Origin of the sequence: Paenibacillus sp. IHBB 3054 (assembly GCF_051594305.1) — a bacterium.
Classification (GTDB): domain Bacteria; phylum Bacillota; class Bacilli; order Paenibacillales; family Paenibacillaceae; genus Paenibacillus_AQ.
This window is the reverse complement of sequence record NZ_JBOFBG010000035.1, coordinates 1-19,284: the sequence shown is the minus strand read 5'-3', so window position 1 is coordinate 19,284 and position 19,284 is coordinate 1. Positions and strand designations below refer to the sequence as shown.

11 protein-coding genes are annotated in these 19,284 nt (G+C 53.9%); 8 read left to right on the top strand and 3 right to left on the bottom strand.

Annotated elements, in window-relative coordinates; genetic code table 11:
* Window positions 1-198 precede the first annotated feature (198 nt).
* Window positions 199-558, top strand: a complete 360-nt coding sequence (locus ACQ76X_RS27040) for a DUF948 domain-containing protein (protein WP_438496878.1) — start codon at window positions 199-201, stop codon at window positions 556-558.
* 97 nt (window positions 559-655) lie between these two features.
* On the opposite strand, the gene ACQ76X_RS27035 is transcribed toward ACQ76X_RS27040, so the two are convergent.
* From ACQ76X_RS27035 to ACQ76X_RS27025, 3 genes are all read right to left on the bottom strand, one after another.
* Window positions 656-2,449, bottom strand: a complete 1,794-nt coding sequence (locus tag ACQ76X_RS27035) for a hypothetical protein (protein WP_438496877.1) — start codon at window positions 2,447-2,449, stop codon at window positions 656-658.
* Window positions 2,450-2,551: 102 nt separating this feature from the next.
* Window positions 2,552-3,475: a hypothetical protein gene (locus ACQ76X_RS27030; RefSeq protein ID WP_083675581.1), complete on the bottom strand. Its 924-nt coding sequence runs from the start codon at window positions 3,473-3,475 to the stop codon at window positions 2,552-2,554.
* On the bottom strand, window positions 3,468-3,620 hold the full coding sequence (locus ACQ76X_RS27025; RefSeq protein WP_156130813.1) for a hypothetical protein: 153 nt from the start codon (window positions 3,618-3,620) through the stop codon (window positions 3,468-3,470). The genes ACQ76X_RS27030 and ACQ76X_RS27025 overlap by 8 nt, the downstream gene beginning before the upstream one ends.
* 205 nt (window positions 3,621-3,825) lie before the next feature.
* On the opposite strand from ACQ76X_RS27025, the gene ACQ76X_RS27020 reads away from it, so the two are divergent.
* From ACQ76X_RS27020 to ACQ76X_RS26990, 7 genes are all read left to right on the top strand, one after another.
* A complete protein-coding gene (locus tag ACQ76X_RS27020) occupies window positions 3,826-5,661 on the top strand; it encodes a vWA domain-containing protein (protein ID WP_438496876.1) in 1,836 nt (611 codons plus the stop codon).
* A 69-nt stretch (window positions 5,662-5,730) separates the two neighbouring features.
* The gene (locus tag ACQ76X_RS27015) at window positions 5,731-9,120 is read left to right on the top strand and encodes a tubulin-like doman-containing protein (RefSeq protein WP_438496875.1); all 3,390 of its coding nucleotides are present in this window, start codon (window positions 5,731-5,733) and stop codon (window positions 9,118-9,120) included.
* A gap of 4 nt (window positions 9,121-9,124) precedes the next feature.
* Complete coding sequence (locus tag ACQ76X_RS27010) at window positions 9,125-11,530, top strand: transcription initiation factor TFIID (RefSeq protein ID WP_438496873.1); 2,406 nt, start codon at window positions 9,125-9,127, stop codon at window positions 11,528-11,530.
* Between the two features lie 590 nt (window positions 11,531-12,120).
* On the top strand, window positions 12,121-13,398 hold the full coding sequence (locus tag ACQ76X_RS27005) for a vWA domain-containing protein (RefSeq protein WP_438496872.1): 1,278 nt from the start codon (window positions 12,121-12,123) through the stop codon (window positions 13,396-13,398).
* Between the two features lie 62 nt (window positions 13,399-13,460).
* Window positions 13,461-14,096, top strand: a complete 636-nt coding sequence (locus ACQ76X_RS27000) for a beta-mannanase (protein WP_438496870.1) — start codon at window positions 13,461-13,463, stop codon at window positions 14,094-14,096.
* 535 nt (window positions 14,097-14,631) lie between these two features.
* Complete coding sequence (locus ACQ76X_RS26995) at window positions 14,632-15,894, top strand: hypothetical protein (RefSeq protein ID WP_038586374.1); 1,263 nt, start codon at window positions 14,632-14,634, stop codon at window positions 15,892-15,894.
* Window positions 15,891-19,037 carry a glycosyltransferase gene (locus ACQ76X_RS26990; protein ID WP_438496869.1) on the top strand — a complete coding sequence of 1,049 codons (3,147 nt, stop codon included), beginning with the start codon at window positions 15,891-15,893 and terminating at the stop codon, window positions 19,035-19,037. Before ACQ76X_RS26995 ends, ACQ76X_RS26990 begins: the two co-directional genes overlap by 4 nt.
* Window positions 19,038-19,284: the final 247 nt, after the last annotated feature.

The window sequence follows — 19,284 nt, the reverse complement described above, 5'->3', positions numbered from 1 at the left end:
GAACTGGAGGAGCGGTAGTGTCCGCCTTTAGGTTTGGATTTCTACCGCTATTGGCGGTTAAATTCAGGAAATCCAAACCTAACAGCGGCCGGAAGTCCAAATATTCACCGTAGTTGCGACTGATCTTGTACTCTAAAACCTTAAGTTCAATCTGTATATAAGTTCAATTTATATAGAGGGAAATGAGGAGGGATACGTTTGGGTAATCCGTTGAAAGAACTTAAGAAAAGTATCGACGGCTTGAAGCAGTCGCTGGATGGTGTCAAACATTCGGTGGACGGCTTAAAGGAGCCGGTGGATGAGATCAAGGCCAATATTCAGGAGACTAAGGATGAGGCGAAAATGCGGTCAGATAGTGTGAAATCCGAGGTGCAGCGGATGAAGGCATCTGTAGGGGAGACCAAAGAGGTGCTCGGCGAGGTTAAGGAAACGATTACGTCGGCCGCCGATGTTCTGTATACGCAGAAGCGTTATAAACGTCTGCTGAACCGGAAAAGAAAAGTAGGAAGCGGGAGCGCAGCACGCCGTAAGAAGGCGGCAGCTGTTTGGCGATCATAGAATTTTTTGGACAACCCCCGAAAAAGAAGACGTAAGAGACTAACGGCAATCCTCCGTTACTTTCTTACGTCTTTTTAATAGAAGTATTATTGGCAGCTTAAGGGAGGACTACACTCATGCTTTCCAAGGAGTCCGCCACGAACACGGGCAAGTATTGCATTCCTGCATCGGTCTCTACATATTCGAAACTGTTCAAGAACTGACCGCTCACCAGGGCTAGCCCCGTAACCGATCCGGTATTTCCCTGAAGGACAATAAGACGTCCATCGGAGCTTGCAACGGATCTGCCCGAAGAATCAATATAGATATCGCAATGCAGGGTAACCTTCTCAAAGGGATGAAGCTCCAGCTCGGTAGCGGAAATCTGTGGATATTCCTGTTCCTGATGAATCTCGGAGAACTGGTAGACGCCCTCTGTTAATCGGTATACCGCGGTCAGGCCGTCTCCACCATTTTCTACAATTGGATTTTCAACGAAAATAGCATGATCATCATCCGGCTGCAGCGTATAGCTGTTTCCGGCAAACGAGAAGAGCTGGGAGATTCCCTCCGGCTTAATCTGATAGGCGGTAAAAGAGGTGCGCCCATCCTCACGGCTGCTCTCGGCGACGACCACCGGCACTTCGGAGAGGGCAGACAGCGTATCATCAAAAGCAAGACTGCGGAGATTCTCGAAGCCCGCAATGACTTCGCCGGTCCTTGTCGAGACAATTCCGTCCTCGCTCATATCCGCGAAGTAGAGGACTCCGCTACTGTCTGTTCCGGCTACAGCTACCTTGGCTCCGTATCTTCCGGTGACGGAGACGACATGGGCGATTTTGCCCTGCTCCTCACCGCCCGGCAGCAGGCGGACAGGCTCCGCAGCATTCCAGGCGATCCTGGCGGCGGCAATGTCTTCTGTAGTGTCCTGAAGTCCGGTGAGGTCGCTGTACAGCTGGATCGCTTCAGCATATTGGCCGCCGCGGACCAAACGTGCGGCGCTCTTCATTAGCTTCGCTAAGCTGCTGTCTATTAACGTAAGCACCTTGGATGAATCCATACCGGCAGAGGCAGCATATTTGCGGTAGCTTACGGCATGCCCGGTAAAGGTGGCATAGGAATCACTGTCCAGATCGCCGCTGAGCATCTTCTTTGCACTGGCCTCAGCTTGCTCCTGTACCCATGAGGCATTATAGGTGTGGCTGTTGTAGGCATCCATCATGGACAAGGCGGAATTCAGCAGAGCATCGAAGCTTCCGGACGCCGCCAGCTCCTTGAGCTTAACCGTATCATGAGTTTGGAAGGATCCGGCCAGCAGCTTCTCCTTGGCTGTGCTCCCTCCATAAAAGGCATCGGGAATCCGCAGCAGATTCCACTTGAAGCTGTCCCCGCTGTCTTCTTTGCCGCTGCCGTTTTGACTGGCCCCCAGTTCGGTAAGAAACTGGCTCTTGAACTGCTGGAACCCGGCTGAGAACTGGCCGGAAAGGCCTGAATCCGCCGACAACTGGCGATAATAGGATTCATAAGACCCTCCCGGCTGCATATACTCAGTTTTCAGGCTAAGCAAAGCAGCATAACTCTCCATGAACCCGGTAAAATCCTTTGTATCCAGCTGCTGGGACACTTTTAATACCAGTGTCTTGAGCCCGCTGCGGATCGCTGTTATGGGAGCCAGCTCCTTGAGCTTCGCAGCAACCTCTTCTTCCTTATAGAGGATAGAAGGATTCGCGGCGGCCTGGCGGTACTGGTTCTCTGCGGCAATCAGATCGCCGGCGGCATACAGCCGGTCGCCTTCATGCACCGCCTGAATCTTGTCTTCGATTCTAAATGCCTTCTGTCCAAGCAGAATAAGGATGAATGTACACAAAATGATCAATATATTCCGCAGGGATATGGCTTGTTTAAACGTCATATTATAGTAGCCCCTTTCTCGCGGAGCCGGTACCGTCCTGACTTTGGACGGTGCAGCCGCTTCTTCTTGTTTAAAGTACTATTAGATATTGCAGTACTTTACTCAAGATTCAGGGTCCCACCGGTATTTGGCTTCACGGACTTCCGCCACCTTAAGATCCAGGCCGTTCCAGGCTTCATAGGGGCTGGCGGAGATCAGCCTGGATAAGCGCAGGAAACGGTCCTTGGGCAGATCCTGTATGTATCTTCCGATCATTCCGGAGTAGAGCAGCGCGTAACGCTTCAGGCGTACAGCCGCTCCGGCGACACCGACCAGGATGGCCGCACCTTTATCCATTTCAAGAATCTGAGCTTCATAATTCTTCACATAGCGCAGCGTACGGTCTTTGATAAGGTCAGGGCGGACCTTGGCGATTTCGCCGATATATTCTGCGAGCAGCGGCTCGAAATCCTTCAGCAGCAGCTGTTCAAGCTCCAGGTACATATCTTTACGCAGCTGAAAACCGTGCAGAAGGGCAATACGCTGGCGGGCAATCCGGTCGCCGCGCAGCAGGATGGAAATTTCGCGCAGCTTCTCGTAGGCCAGCACATCATTCTCGCGCAGTACGGATACAGCCTCCTGGCGGTTGATTTCCAGGCCCTCCTTGATGTTAATGATATTTCGTCCCAGCAGTTCATTGAGGGCATAAAGATTCTGGTTCTGCCTTACCTTCCGCTGCGTATAGAATAGAAGTCCGGCTAGAACGACTCCTCCTGCAGCGCACAGCACCATCTGCTGTAAGCTCTCGCCGAAATAGACCGAGACTAGGGTGAACAGCAGGATGAGCAGCAGACGGGTGTGCATTTTGCGTCCGGCGATGGAGGTGGCCTGCTTCTCCACCGGAGTCAGGGCGGCACGTCCGCATTTGCCGCAGCGCTCTTCGCCTAGTGCGGTATAACGGCCGCAATGGCGGCAGACGCGCAGGTTGTCATGCGCATAACGCGGAGCCTTGAAGGGCCGGAATGTTACGGGTTTCTTCTTATTCACGGGCAGGATCGCCTCCATTCAGTGCGGCGAGCAGCCTCTCGTCTATGTCGTCACGGGTAAGCGGCTTGCGCTGGCGTGAAGCATACAAGGAGATCTGAATTACGGCATATAGAAACGTAATCCCGAGAATGACGTATGAAATCATGGAACTCTTCCTTTCTTCTTGGAAGCACAGCGGTCTATGAGGGGCTGATAGAATGACGATTCTATGCACCCGGTTGCCGGTCCTGCGGTCCTAAAGTTGAAGTTTACAAGGTTTAATTATATCATAATGGCATACTATTTACAGATTTTAGCTATACCGTTACCCTGCCGCATAACCCGAATATAACACAAGAGGAGCCATCTTTATGCTTCGTACACATTTACACCTAAGAAGAACAAGTCCAACGATGCTGCAGCGTATTGTATCTTTACTGCTGCTAATTCTGTTCGTGACCGCTGCGCCCTTTGCGTCATTGCAGGCCAGCGCTGCAACATCTGCCGCGCCATCTCATATTGACGCCGTACTGCTGATTGATGTCAGCAACTCCATGAATAAGAGTGACAAGAACAAGATCGCGAACGAAGCGATGAAAATGTTTATAGATATGCTGTCTGCCCAAGGCGACAAGGTTGGTATCGTAGCCTACACCGATAAGGTGCAGCGGGAGAAGGCGCTGCTGCAAATCAGCTCTGCCGGTGATAAGCAGGACCTCAAGGATTTCATCGACGGTTTAAGCCGCGGAGCGTACACGGATATCGCCGTAGGGATGGAAGAGGCTGTCAAGGTGCTGGAGAACGGAAGTGACCCGGGTCATGAGCCAATGATCGTCATGCTGGCTGACGGCAACAATGATCTGGATGAGTCAAGCGGCCGGACCCAGAGCCAGTCGGATCAGGAACTGGATGCTGCCATAGAAACAGCCAAGCAGAAAGGATACCCGATTTATACTATAGGGCTCAATGCTGATGGCAAGCTGAATAAAGAAATTCTGGCAGGCCTGTCTGACAAGACAGGCGGCAAGGCATTCACAACGGATTCGGCTGATGATCTGCCGCAGATCCTGAGTGAAATTTTTGCCAGCCATTTGAAGCTGAAGGTCGTGCCTGTACAGTCGATTACGGCGAACGGAAGCTATCAGGAGGTTACGGTCAATGTTCCTAACAGCAGTGTGCTGGAAGCGAATATATCCATTATGTCCTCCCAGCCGGTTACCGCGAAGCTGACGGATCCTTCGGGAAAATCTATAGCTATTCCGTCGGACGATGTCCTGCTGTCCAAATCGAGCAGCTATAGCCTAATCAAGCTGATCTCACCGGAGCAGGGGGATTGGAAGCTCCAGGTGAAGGGTGTGCCGAAGGATAAGATCGATATCAATCTCGTATTCAACTATGATCTGGAGCTTAAGATCGATGCGCTGCCTTCCGCCGCAACTTACAAGAAGGGCGATAAAGTTGAGATTTCCTCGCACCTGTTCAGCAATGGTGCTCAGGTAACACTCAGTAATTTGTATCAAGATATGAAGGCGGTACTGCTCGCCACGGATCTGGATACAGGCGATGTGCAGGAGATTCCGCTGGATAACTCCGCAGCGGTCTTCAAAGGCACCTTTGAACTCAAGGACAGCCATGAGTATGAGCTGAAGGTCCGGGCGGAGGAGAGCAGCTTCTACCGTGAGAGTGACGTGCTCAAGATCAACGCCAAGACGGGGACGGTTGCTACAAGCGCACCGGCAGCGGGAACAAAGCCGGGTGGTGAAGAACCTGCTCTGGAGAAGTCTTCCTCAAAGACGCTATATTTTATCATTGGGGGCATCGTGCTGCTGCTCGCTGCGGCTGTTGCGTTCTGGCTGTTGCGCAAGAATTCGACCCGAGGTTTTGTAGGGCAGATGGTGGTGGAGGTACTCGACGGGAATACCGGAGAGAAGACCTATCCACAGTATAAGAAGCTGTCGGCGTTCCGGGGGAAATTCACCCTTCACCAATTGCTGCAGCTGGCACCGGAGCTGAAGGAGAGCGAGAAGCTCGTCTTCACACCGGGCAAGAATGACCGCTTGCTGCTGCGCGGCGGGGAAGGCATATCCGTGGAAAGATCAGGTCGTGTGGCCGATACCTCGCGCGGACTGGAATTGAAGAGCGGCGACCGTATTTCCGTGGCGCTGCAGACGGTAGATAAGACGATTTTGCTGGAGTATTTAATATAAGGCTGAGAAGTTAGTGGTATGGGGAGTTCCTGTAACTGGAATTTTTCAAATTGACTAGGGGGAAAACCTATGAAACCGGTAGTAAGAGAGCATATTCAGCAATTGGATGTATCGCTTGGCGGAGGGATCGTCAGTGACAAAATCAGAGTAGACACGATCGATAATCCGATCCTGATCATCGGCCTCGGCGGCACGGGCATTGATGCCCTGCTGCGCTTGAAGTACCAGATCAACCGCCGCTTCAAGCTGCCGGAAGATCCGCTCTCCAAGAAGAAACGCGACAAGCCGGACAATGTGGAGTTTTTGGCATTTGAGACCAATGAGCAGGACCGCGGTAAAAAATACAAAGGCATCGGCCTCGATCCGCAGAATGAATTTGTGCTGCTGGCCAATGCCGAGATCGGCGGACTGCTGCAGAACCGCAGCATTCTCGACCCGTATATTACAGAATGGCTGTCACCTGAGCTGAGCATTACCGACGGAATGAACGGTGCCGCAGGGGTACGCCAGGCTGGACGGCTGCTGCTGTTTACGAAGATCAATCAGGTTGTGGGAGCCATCGACAAGAAGATCAAGACGCTGTCTGTCGGCACTAGCAAGAAGCTGATGGTATTCCTGCTCACCGGTCTGTCCGGGGGAACAGGAAGCGGCTCGTTCCTTGATATTGCTTATATCGTGCGCGGGATTATTGAACGCGACTACGGCGCGGCCGGTGTTGACCGGGTGAACACACTGGGATATCTGTTCACGCCGGACGTGAACCTGGCAAACAAGAGCCTCAGCGAGCATACGCGCGAATATATCCGCAAGAACGGGTATGCGGCGCTCAAAGAGCTGGATTACTGGATGAATGTGGACAGCCGGGGTGAACGGTTCCGCCAGCAATACGGCAATATACTGACGGTCAATTCGCCGCTGCCTCCTTTCAATCTGTGCCATCTGATCTCGGCGACCAATACCGAAGGCAAGCTGCTGGAGAACGCCTACGATTATTGCATGAATGTAACCGCGGAGAATATTACGAACTTTATGGCCAGCGAGGAAAAGCAGTCGGGTGAGGAATTTGCGATCCACGACTATATCAGCAACATCCGCACGAACATTGCGCAGATGAACAAGACCTATCCGGCCAACTATGAATACAACATTATCGGAGCCTCTTCCGCCGTTCTGCCGATTGAGGAAATGACCACCTATCTGGCTTTCCGCCTGTTCGACAAGATGGACAAGATGTTCCAGCAGGCACCGGGGCAGGAGGATGTGGAGAAGCTGGCCCGCAAGCTGGGCATCGACCTCGACACCATGATCAAAACCTTTGAATCCCGTGTGCCGGAGCCGCTGCCCGGCTACCAGAACAGTGAACGTCTGGGCCATGCCAATGTGATCAAGAACCAGGTCGTCGACATGGATACGGAGCTGGAGCAGAACTTCCTGTCCCGGGCGCGTGAAGAATATATCAAGGCCAAGAAGCAGCTGCCGGGCGAAATCACCGGACGTTTCGGTGAGGAGCTGGAGCGTATCTTCCTTCATCCTGAACAGGGACCGTTTTATGTCTCTCGCCTGCTTTATACCGAGAAGGGCTTCTGTATTCTGAAGCTGATCCAGTCCTACATCGAAGCGCTGCGCGAGAGCCTGCTGAGACTTCCGCGCGATATCGAGACGGCGCAGGAGAGTGCGGAAGAGAAGCTGGGAGATGCGCGGAGCGCTTTTGTCTCCAAGGAAAAGAAGAAAAACGCCTATATCGAAGCCAAAATCAACGAGTACTGGCTGCATGCCGATGTGGAGCGCACGGAGCAGATGATCGAATTCTACGAGGACCTGTTTGAGCTTCTGAATGAAGAAAACAACCGGATTTATGGTGTGTTTACGGAGATTCTCAGTGCGCTCAGCACGATCTTTGAGAAGAACGGCGATATTTTGATTAACGGTGAAGAGCAGGCCGACCATAAAGGCAACAAAACCTACTACTGGAATATCGTCAATGTGCCGGATATTTCGGCGACGATCTCGAAGGTAATGGACCAGAAGGACGGCGATGACCTGATCCGTGACTTCACGCGGGAAATGCTGAAGCATTCCGGCCGCTGGGTCAAAGAACAGGAGATCGACATTGTGCGTTCCATCTCCGAATTCCTGAGTGATAAGTTTGGCGATCTCATTACCCGTTCGATGGAGGACTTCCTGGTCATGAAATACGGCCGCGAGGAGCCGCTGGATAAGTTCGTGGAGCGGATTATCGCCGGACGCCTGGATGAGGACGCCGTGCCGATTTTCCATCTCAGCAACAGCTCCGGCAGCCTGCACTTCCCGTCGTGGGGATTCGTATCTGTGCCGGTTAAGGCACCGGGCATCCTGAAGGGAATCCGCAATTATCAGAATAATGCGCTGGGCAAATCACAGTTTACGATCAAGGAAAGCCAGGTGAAGAACCGGATTTTCTGGCTGAATACGCGCAATGGGGTACCGCTGTTTGTGTATACGCCGCTGCGGGTGTTCGAGGAGAACTATGAGCGGACCATCCTCGACAAGGAAGGCATTGGCCGCCATCTGGTGATGACTGACAAGAACAACTGGACCTACCTGCCGTCTCCGATTCCGGAAAAATCATGGGGCGATACCTATGTCAACGCCCGTGTGCGTGATTACAACGCCAGAGTTCGCGCGGATTTCGCGAAAGCACTGGAGAGCGGAGTTATTATCGAAAAAGGGCTGGATGAAAATACGAGCAGCCGGTTTTCGGTCGTGTTCACCAAGCCGTTCGACTTGGCTAAATTCCTGAGCGGTTATGATCTGCAGCTTGACTCCTCGCGTCCGAATCTCGGTGAAGTGAAGAAGGCAACCGACGAGTTGAAGTCGCTGCGCCAGAATGGGCTGGAGCGCGAAGGGGTCAAGGATATTTTTGGCAGCATTAATAAGGAACTGGCCCAGGAGAATCTGATCCGTTCCCCGCAGCTGATCACCCGTGTGCGTGAAGAGCTGGCGAAGTACGAGGCGCTGACCGCGAAGGCGGCTGAGCTTGAGGCACTGCTGCATCAATATATCGACGAAGACAAATGGCTGGATCAGTTCATCGAAGCCCTGTACACCGACACGATCACCAAAAAAGGCGCGCTTTACGTCTATGACCGTGACGAGGACGAAGATGCCTGGGAACCCTTCGCCAACTTAATGAAGGAACGCAGCTATGTGGAGTATGCGGTATACCGCCATTTCCGCTCGCTGGATGAGAAGAGCCGCAGTCTGCTGCTGCGCAAGGCGGCCCGCCGCGCCGGTGAAATGACCGCTGCGGAGGATGTCACCCCGCTGCTCTACAAGCTGGAAGGCATGTATGTCTCCTTCCTGGAGGCGCGTGATAGTCTGGAATATGAGCGGGTGGAGCATGCGGACGGCGATGAAATGTACAGCTTCTACAAGAGCCTGACCGGCAAGCTTGGCAGCATCCGCAGAAAGCTGAAGTAAGCCTATGATTAAAACACAAGCATTAAGTTATGCCCAGCAATATGCGGCGCAGGAAGAAGCGCAGCGCAGCAAAGGGGATGGACGCAGCAGCATCCATTACCCGGCCTTATTTCTGTTCCTGGGCGACAAGGTATCACCGGCCATCGGACCGGTGCTGGACAGCTGCGAACGGAAATGGGATAATGCCGGCGGCGTGATGGCACTGCATGCAGCGCCTGCAGGAGGCAAGGAACAGAGCCGCAGTCAGATGCAGGGTGGTGAAGGCGGAAGGGAGCGGGTGATGAGCATGGCCCTGCCGGAAACGGCGGGACGTGATCCCCGCACGGTCCGCCATGATATCTACCGCGAATTTCACGAAGACAGCCGTTATTTGGCTGGGATGAACCGGACACTCCGGCAGCTCGGCAACAGCATAGCGGATTATGGGCGGCTGTATTCTTCCTTTGACGTCATCCATTTGTCCATCATTACGCGGGTCGATGATCCGCTTAATGTGCTGCTGCCGGAAGTTGCCCTGCTGGCCCGCGCAGTGCTCGGGCAGTCGTTCAAGTCGGTGCAGACCGACCTTTACGCCCTGATCAACGAGCGGGAGCAGGGGGAGAATTTCGGTTATTCCAGCTCGGTAGGGCTGGCTTTTCTGCGTGAGCTGGACGGGATGCAGCTTACGGACTATACGTTCAAAGCGCCGCTGCTTGTAACCGAAGAAGGGCTGTCGATTCCGGTCGCCCATGGCCCTTCGGCCTTGTTCGATCTCGTCTATCTGCTCTCTGACAAGAACGAGCGGGGGATGATGTCCCCGCATGGCATGGACGATAATTATGAGATTATCGCCCATATCAGCCTGCTGAAGAACCGGGTGCGGCCCTCCACGGACCACGCCACCGGACATGGCGGTTATAACAATATGACCTTTAAGAGCGGCATCAGGGGCAGTACGGGAAGGCAGGGGTATGCGTCCGCCGGCTTTTCCGCTGTTCGCAGACCCAATAAGCAGATTGCGCTGACGGTGCTGTACCACGCTTTCCGCTATCTTGCGGAAGAACTGCGCAGAGGCGGCGCTGCATGGAGTCTGCGTGAGCGGCAGTCGCTGCTTGGGTTAAACCCGGAGGCCTTGCGTGAACGGGCGGCGGCATTGCTGCCGGATGAAGCCGGAATTGCGGAAATGACCGGGCTGATGAGCCACGGCCGGCCGTCCTTCAGCGAACTGAAGCAGCTGTCACTGCGCGAAGCGGAGGACCTGCTCTTCGGTGACGGCGGGCAGGCTTATTTCCGCCGCAACTTTGCGGAGGTATCCGCCGGGCGCACAGCCGCCGTAAATCCTGTCCGTGAATGGGCGGCTGTTCTGGCGGCCCAGGAGACGGCTGTTCTGCCAGTGACGTTCTATCAGCTGGCGGAATGGACTGCCGGGCAGGGCGAAGCCGGCGGCAGTGTGCTGCATGCGCTGCGCCAGCATATGAACGGCCTGCGCTCAGCGCTCTCCTCCGCACAGGAGGAGCTGGAGCGGCTCTACGCGGAAAGCGTGGAGCGCCAGCCGTTCCAGCGGGTGCCGCTGCTGGACAAACGGACGGTGCGCAATTTCATTCATTATTTATTTGAACGGGTCTATGGCGGAAAGTACGAGATTCTGCGTCTCGAGAGCGAGCTTGCGCTATGCCTCCGATATGATGCCGCACTGGAACAGCTGCACCTGGAGAGCAAGGCTAAGGTGCAGACGATGGAGGCGCTGGAGGAAGAGTTGCACAGCCTTGCGCTGAATAGCATCGGCCGCAGCAACGAGACGGTGGACCGGAACATTATGGAGTATTACCGTACCGTCACGGAAGAGGTCATGAAGGACATGGAAGCGCGCCGTGGTGCCGGCATCTTCTTCAGCGAGCGTTTTATGGGCAGCCTCTCGGAATTGCTCAAGCAAGGCGGAGCGGCAGTCGCCGAACGGCTGATTGAGATCTGCCGGAGGGAACTGCTGGCGGCAGAGCCGTTCGCGCTGCCTTTTGAGGAAGAGCTGCTGCGGCGGGCCAACGTCGCGGCGGCTTATGAGAACCGCGAGATCGTGTCCAAGGAGGAGCTGTTCAAGCGGCTGTACCGGAGCCTGGAAGAGGAGGCGAACATCAATGTCCGCCTGTTCGAATATACGCAGGAGCACCGGCATGAGGAGAAATATTTCTTCGGCGACAGTGCATCCGAGTTCCTGCGCTACGCCTTCGGTGCAGACGAGACGACCCGCATCTACCGGCTCGGCTTTGTGCATGAGCAGCGCCGGAGCGGAGTCGAGAAGCTGAACCTGATGGGCGGTTTCCATCTGGAGGACCTGCTCTATTACCGCAACGGCAAGGTCTACTATGAGACCTACGCCACAAGCGGCTACCGGCTTCACGGCGTTGAAGCTGAGCAGCTCCCGGAGTTGCGCTAAGGCACAGGCATAGAATGGATGGCTGTGTGTGCTTCTCTTCTCGGATGAGCGAGCGTTTCTATTGTAAAAAGTGCAGCAGAATCGGCTCGGTTGACTCAAGTAAGGCGTTCTGTTGCACTTTTTACAGCAGATTTTGGTGAAATCGGGGTTTGAGGCGGTTTCTACTGTATTCTACTGCAGAAAGTGCAATAGAATTGGATTTCCAGCGTTTTGGCGGTAATTCTATTGCACATAGTGCAGCAGAATCGCTTGTGTCATCCCTTTACTGAATCAATCCAAGAAGAGAACGTTAGGAATATGCTCCAGAGTATACTTTTTTTAAAAAGATAAGAATTTATATGCTTCACGCTATAAACTATCCTTCTATTTCTCGCTGAAACGGATACCGTCCTTTTGAGGACGGCGAAGCCGTTTCCACTTGCTAATACTGTAATTTCATAGCCAGGCTCATTGAGTATCATTACAATAAACAAAGGGAGTTCCTTCGCCGCCGTTTTTCCATGGATTAGAATGCCAACAGCATGACCGGCTGGCTGCTCCGGTAATTATAAATATCAAATTTTAGTTGTTCCCGGAAAGGATGAATAACGATGCAGCGAAAAATCAATCTGCTCCTGTTCTTCTTCAGCCTGCTGGGCGGTGGAGTGGCCTTTGTTCTCGGTGAGCTGCTGCTTAGCCGCAGGCCCTATGACCTGCCGTCGATTGTGCTTGTCGGAATCTATTTTGCCATTGTGGCACTTGGGGTTGGGCTTGGCTGTCTGATTGCGGAGATGATCTCTCCAAGGCTGAACGGCTTGTCCTGGAAGCAGCGTTATCTGGGCTTGTCCTGGAAGCTGCTCCCGCTGACGCTCGTTCTGATGCTTGGAGTAGGCGTGTTAACAGAGTTTGTGTACGAGCTGAACTTCGGCGGAATCAAGCCGATCAAAAATGTTGTAATGGTCATTGATGACTCCGGCAGTATGATGCAGAGTGATCCTGACAACAGCCGCTATGCGGCTGCGGATGCGCTGGTGCGGCAGATGGACGAAGATAATCAGGTGGCTGTAGTAACTTTCAGCGACGAGTCTTCGGTTGTTCAGCCGTTGATTTCACTCTCCAGTTCGGCGAACCGCGAGAAAGTATCGGCTGTAATCAGCAGTTTGCAGACGACGGAGGGCGGGACGAATATCAGCGGTGCACTCACAGAAGCTATGAACGTTATTAACAGTGACGACAAAGCCGGCCGCGGAGCAATGGTAATCCTGCTGTCCGACGGATTCAGTCAGTTCAATACCGCTACGGAACTCAACGAGTACTTGGAGCGCGGCATCGCGGTTAATACTATTGGGCTGGCGCTGGACGATACATCTGGCTCCAATTTGCTGCTAGACATCGCTTCCGTCACCGGCGGGCAATACTATGATGTTACAGATGCGAACCGGCTGGGTGATGTGTTCCAGCAAATTTATGACCGCTTGGGGGACCGGACCTTGCTCACTGAGCGCAGTGATGCGACCGCTGACAGTCCGTATTATGCAGTAGTTCGTATTTTGGCGCTTATGCTGATCGGCATAACTCTGGGTGTTGGCCTTGGTATTGTGTTCGATAACCGCCACCTCGCAAAAAGCTTCGGAGTAGGCGGCGCAGTGTCCGGTCTATTCGCCGGTCTGATCCTTGAATTCGGCCTCAGCGGGCATTCTTACTGGGATGCAATCATTCGCCTGATCGCCCTGCTTGTTCTGGCTGCGATTATCTCCTTGTTCACCTTTGTTGTGCCGGTTGGGGAGGGACGATTATCCCGCAGAGGTGAAAGAAATGCTGCAGCCTCAGCACCGTCATCGGAGGGCTTCCACTCACCGCGCAGAAACAGGGGCAGCAAGGGATTCTAAAAGTATGGACAGCAGATAGTGAATATGCAAAACGATAGGGATAGTGAAAGGAGTTTACAGTCATGAGGTACGCCGAGGCTCATTCCTCCACGTCGGTTATTGCGGATGTGGTTTCCCGGGTGGAGGACCGGTTCTGTACGCTGCGATGGCGCTGGCCGGATGGCGTGCAGGCGGTCTGTATTCACAAGGCGTCTACAGAAGTGCCGGATAGCGGAGAGCTTCCGCCCTCCGGCATGAAGCTGTATACGCGCGAGGAGTACAAAGCGAATAATGGATACCGCGACAGGCTGGATGATATCGGCCAGGTGGTTTATACCATATTTGTCCGGCTCACCGAGAACGGAGAGACCCTGCTGGTGCGCCAGCCGGATGGCGAGAACCGTGCCTTGGTCAGTGCAGGCAAGGCGCGGATTTATTATTCCATCCAGCAGAAAAAAGCACTGTTCGGCAAGCTGAAGACAGTACATATGACGATTTCCGCCGAAGTGCCGGTGCCGAAGGATGTACTGTGCTATGTCAAGAAACGGGGCGGGCATCCGGCTTCTAAAGAGGACGGCATCCTTTTTCCGTTTGTGCAGGATTTCCCCGCCGGGAGAAGCGTCCTTCCGCCGATTGAAATCGGCAAGGAGGATTTTGTACGCATCTTTTTCACGGATGGCCGTAAGTACGGATTGTATTATGAGCTGGTGCCGGAGTAATCCGGTGTTAAGCTTGTAATTATGAGTCCGCAGCTTGCTTGGATCGTAGTTTGTTGGATCGTAAGCATCCTTAGGTGCAAGCTTCGTACATCTTGGGGTGCTCATGTTTGTGGGATTGTAAGTAAGTCTAAACGGCCTGCATTTTGGAGTCTGAAGCGGCAGTAATTGCATTTCGTGCAACTAAAACGATCGATTTCTTCTACTGGGCAGGCTTAATTGTATTTTGTACATCTATATTTCGGGAAATCCGATAAAGTATGCCATTCGCTCTTCTATAATTGCATATAGTGCAGGTAAAAGTGGAATGGCGGGCCTGAGCGTTGATATAGCTGTACAAAGTGCAGTTATCATTATGCTGCATGCGGAAGCAGAGCGAGGCAGAGAAGAGTAGAGTAGAGAAGAATAGAGTAAAGTAAAGCGGAGCAGTTACAGTAAATTAGACTACAGCAGGTCATAGTAAATCAAATTGTTGGAACTTAGTTTTGTAGGCACTTACTAACAAGTTATGCAGACAGAACTTTTAGGAGGATGAGAGATGTCTTTTTTCAGCCGATTTAAGAAGAAAAATCAGCCGCAGGCGCGGCCGCTTTTTTATGATATTGTCTGTCCGTACTGCTTCACCAAGTTTTCGCCGGAGGACGTTGTTTTTCGGGCCATGCACAGCCGTGAGGATGATGAGAATTATGCGCTCGGTGAAGATGATGCACTGAATAAATACCGTGAGCGTTTCGGCCTCGATACTGTCGATGATATGGAGGCTGTACTTAATCCGGCTGATATTCCCGAGGAATATCACCACTATACTGATCATGTGCTGACCGGTCTCACCGACCGCTATGGTGTGCTTACGCGCAGACGGCTGTGTCCGTCCTGCCATAACGAGCTCCCCGTGACCGCCGGCAAGGTGCCGAGCAACATTATCTCGATCATCGGCGCTTCCCAGGTCGGGAAGTCGGTGTACATGACTTCGCTGATCCATACGCTGCAGCATACGACTGCTGGGCATTTCGACGCGGCCTGCATGCCGCTGAATGCCGAAATCAGCCGCAAGTTCCGCACCCTGTACGAAGAACCGCTGTTTGAGCGCGGCGATTTGCTGGCCTCGACACAGAAGGAGAAGATGCAGGAGCCGTTTATTTTTCAATTTGTGTTCAAGGATGAAGAGAAGCCGCCGCTGACACTGGTGTTCTTCGATGTTGCCGGTGAAGGCATGGTCGATCAGGATTACCTTGGGCTGCACGGCCAGCATATCAAGAACTCCGCGGGAATCCTGTTCATGGTCGACCCGCTGCAGATCCGCTCTATCCGGGAGAAGATCAAGATTAATTACGGCGACCGTCCCGGGGAATGGGTCTCGCAGTATGATGAGCCGCGTGATGTGGTGCTGACGATGTTCGGCGATTTCATCGCCTACCAGGAGAAGAGCAAGACCGATATCCCTACGGCCGTCGTGCTTGCCAAAAGCGACATGCTGCATTCGCTGAAGGATGAAGATGGCGACTACATCAAGTCCAACAGCAATGTATTCAACAATTATGTGCACCGCAACACGCTGAACCTGGATGAATTCCAGAACATCGACGGTGAAATCCGCCGCTTTATCGGCAAGGTAGACCGTCCGTTCAAAGATACGATGGATGTGTATTTTGCCAATACGGGGTATTTTGCCGTCTCCGCGCTGGGCAGCAATCCGGTCAACCAAAAGATAGAGGGTGTCGTCAGCCCGATCCGTGTGGACGAGCCGTTTATCTGGTTGCTGCATAAGCTGAACTATATTGAGGGGAGCGACGGGCCGTGAACAGATTCTCAGGGTCCAGGATCACCCAGCAAATGTATACCCGCGAGCGGCGGGGCGTATACCGGGCAACCGAAGGATTCGATACTGTAGCGAAGTCGGAGAGCCTGGACAATAATTTTGTCAAAAAAATCATTCATCCTTTCTGCCTTTATGATGCCCCGGCTGAGCTGGCGGCGCGCGGCGAAAAAAATGAGGAGCTGTATCCGGCCGCGCTGCATTTATTCCATACGGAAACAAACGACACGGTGATCGGGAAAAGCCGCTATCAGGCGACTGACTTTACCGGGCAGCGGAGTGCTTTTTTTGCCCATAACTTTGTAGTGCCTCCGACACGCGCCGAGGAAATTATTCAGGGCTATGGGGATTGGCTGCATGCCGATTTTGCCGGGAGCTATGAAGGTGAGCCTGGAGGAACCTTGCCGGAGCTGGCCGATATTCCGGCCCTACAGCGTGAAGGACAGGCTGATCCGCTAACGGTGCTGCGCAGTCTCGGGTTCAGCGAAGCATTGTTCAAGGCGCTGCTGCAGGCGGTCATGATCTCTGTGGCAAGCAAGAAAAAAAGTTATGTTGCCCTCGATGTTCCCATCGCAGAGCTGTCGCAGCGGGCGCTGGAGCTTACGGAGATTATTTACGGGGCTTTGCCGTATGATTTCCGCCGCAGGCTAGGGGTGCTCACCTATGCAAACGAGCCAAAAAGCCGCAAATATATCGATCTTACCTTTGTAGAAAAAGGCTCGCTCCGCCCCGGAGACCGCAGTATCGAGAAGGATTTCATCTTTGATCTGGCTTCAGGCCGGACCCTGAATGCTGATTTCGGCGACTCGCAGCAGCCTTATGCCGATCTGGTATGGAAAACGCTGAAGAACAAGGGCAGTTTAGATGACTTTGCCCGGTTTGCCGATTCGCTGCTGCTAGGTGAGAATGTGGACCGCAAGCTGCAGCTGGCGCTCTATAATGAGCTGGCGGTTTTTTATGAGATTGAGCAGGGCAATGAAAGCTTGTACACGGAGAACAAAAATGCTGTGCTCAGCGGCCTGCTGTCCTACCTCAAGCCAGAGGGGGCGCTGGAGTCCCGGGTACGGCTGAACGATATGTTCCTGGAGCGCTTCGACCGTGAGTATGACCTGATCCGCCAAAAGGGGATTCCACAGCCGGAGATTATGGAGCGTTTTATGGAGTATTTTGTGCTGAAGGGCCATCATTACCGGGTCAAAGTGGTCGATTATTTCATCAACGGTATGCTGAATGCCCGGTCTGCGGGCCGGGACGATACATTGGCGGCGGCTTACACTATCATTGAGAGCAATGACGAGCTGAGTGCAGCCTTTTTCAAAAGAGTGCTGGCCCAGCCTATTTTCCGCAAGGCGCTGCTGGAACCGTATATGGAATCCCGGCTGGCTGCCGCAGCCCAATCGTCTGATATTTTACGGTTTGTCGCCCACTGGGGCCGGTTTCTTCCGGAGGCGCTGCAGCAGTCGTTTGTCCGTGATACAATCAGCGATTATTTGCTGGAGAAGCTGCAGTGTGACAAAGATCCGGTTGCGGCGGTGGCCTCGATTCACGACTCTGTAGAGAAGGCGGAAAAAGAGCGCCGCAGAGGCAGTGGGTTCAACCCTGAGGCGCTTTCGCTGCTGAAGGAGCTGATGGCGGCAGCGGACCGCTTTCTGCTGAACCGTGTATCGCTCAGCGAGCTGACACAGGAGCAGCTGCTGGAGATTTCGTTCCTGCGCTACCGGGATACGGCCGACTGGCAGCCGCCGCTTGATTCCATCAGCAGGCAAAAATCCAATGCGCTGCGCGCTGCCTACCGCTGGTTCGGGGAGGAGAATCCGGATGAGGAACTTTTTGCCGGATTGTCACCAAAGGAGCTGGATGATGTACAGCTGCTCGGACGGCGCTGGCTGAAGGAATCGCGAAGTGTAGAGCCGTTCGAGCGCTTGCCGCTCGCTTTCTATCACAATAGTGACCGCGAGAGCGGCCCGCTGGATTATGACGCGCTGCTGGATCTGGTGAAGCGCAAAGCGGACGGCGACAAAGAAACGGTATACCGTTTCCTGGCCTGGTCACAGAATAACCGGCTGTTCACGGTGTCGAAGAAGAAGCTGTACCCGGGCTACCGCCGGGCGATTCTAAAGTATTTCCTGAACAGCGACCGTGAAGCCTTCAAAAGCAGGGATTTCCGCAAAAGCTATGTCTCCGCTGCCGGGCCTGCTCTGCAAAATGTATATAACGAAGCCCGTTCCCAGCTGGCTTCGCCGCTGGCGCGGTGGGTTAGCCGCAGCCGATTTCAACTCCTGATCTCCGGCTCCATTCTGGGGATCGTACTGATTGGCGTTATTATCGCCATCAGCCTGCTGCGGCCGGACAGCCCGGACACGGCTCTGCCGGAGGGCAGTGCAGCACCGGACGGCGGCCAGCCGCCTGCTGCCGTGTATCTTAGCGGCAGCGGAGAAGGCACGGGCAGCAGGCTGGTGTTCACCTTTGCTGACGCTGAAGAATGCACCGCCTTTACTCCGGCGGAGATCAGTGTAGCAGCCTCCGGTGGGGATCCGGAGGTCTACAAGGTCAAGGCGACGTCGAGCCGATGTCTCGCTCCGTCCCCGGATGCGGGAGCCGCCGGCTTGAACGGCGGCAGTGGAACGGCAACGCCGGATGCGTCAGCCGGAACAGAAGCCGGCGCGACAGGGAACGCGGACGCCGGAACGGAAGTTGACGCGACGGGTAACGCGGACGCCGGAACGGAAGCCGGCGCGACAGGGAACGCGAACGCCGGAACAGAAGTCGGCGCGACGGGTAACGCGAACGCGGGAACGGAAGTCGACGCGACAGGGAACGCGAACGCTGGAGCAGAAGCCGGCGCGACGGGTAACGCGAACGCTGGAACAGAAGTCGGCGCGTCCCCGGCTGTGTCATCCGCGCCTTCGCCGGGCGTGACCGGGGGAGCTTCGTACCAAGTCACTGTGGATCTGGAACCGGGGGCTAAGCTGGCCGAGGGCAACATGATCATCGCAGGCGATTACAAGCTGACTCTGCAGTCGGATCCAGCACTTACGGCAGCCCCTACACCGAGTGCCCAGCCTACTGCAACTGCGACTCCAACGCCTACGGATGATGGCGGAACAGCAACCGATGCTCCTGAGTAAAGCGATATAAATAGACAAAATCCTGAACCGCATGTTTTGCCCGGAGAGAGTAGGGCAGATGCGCGTTCAGGATTTTTTTCTTTACACTGAGCTCCGGTGTTGGTTATTGCAGATCATACCCAGTAAAGGGAAAATTACCCTCTAATATGGACCGTAGATTGAGAATGAGTTGTATAAGACGAAATATTACCGCTAAATTATCCGGTTGAGCCACATGAGGCATTTTACGAAATAATAGCGGGTGTAA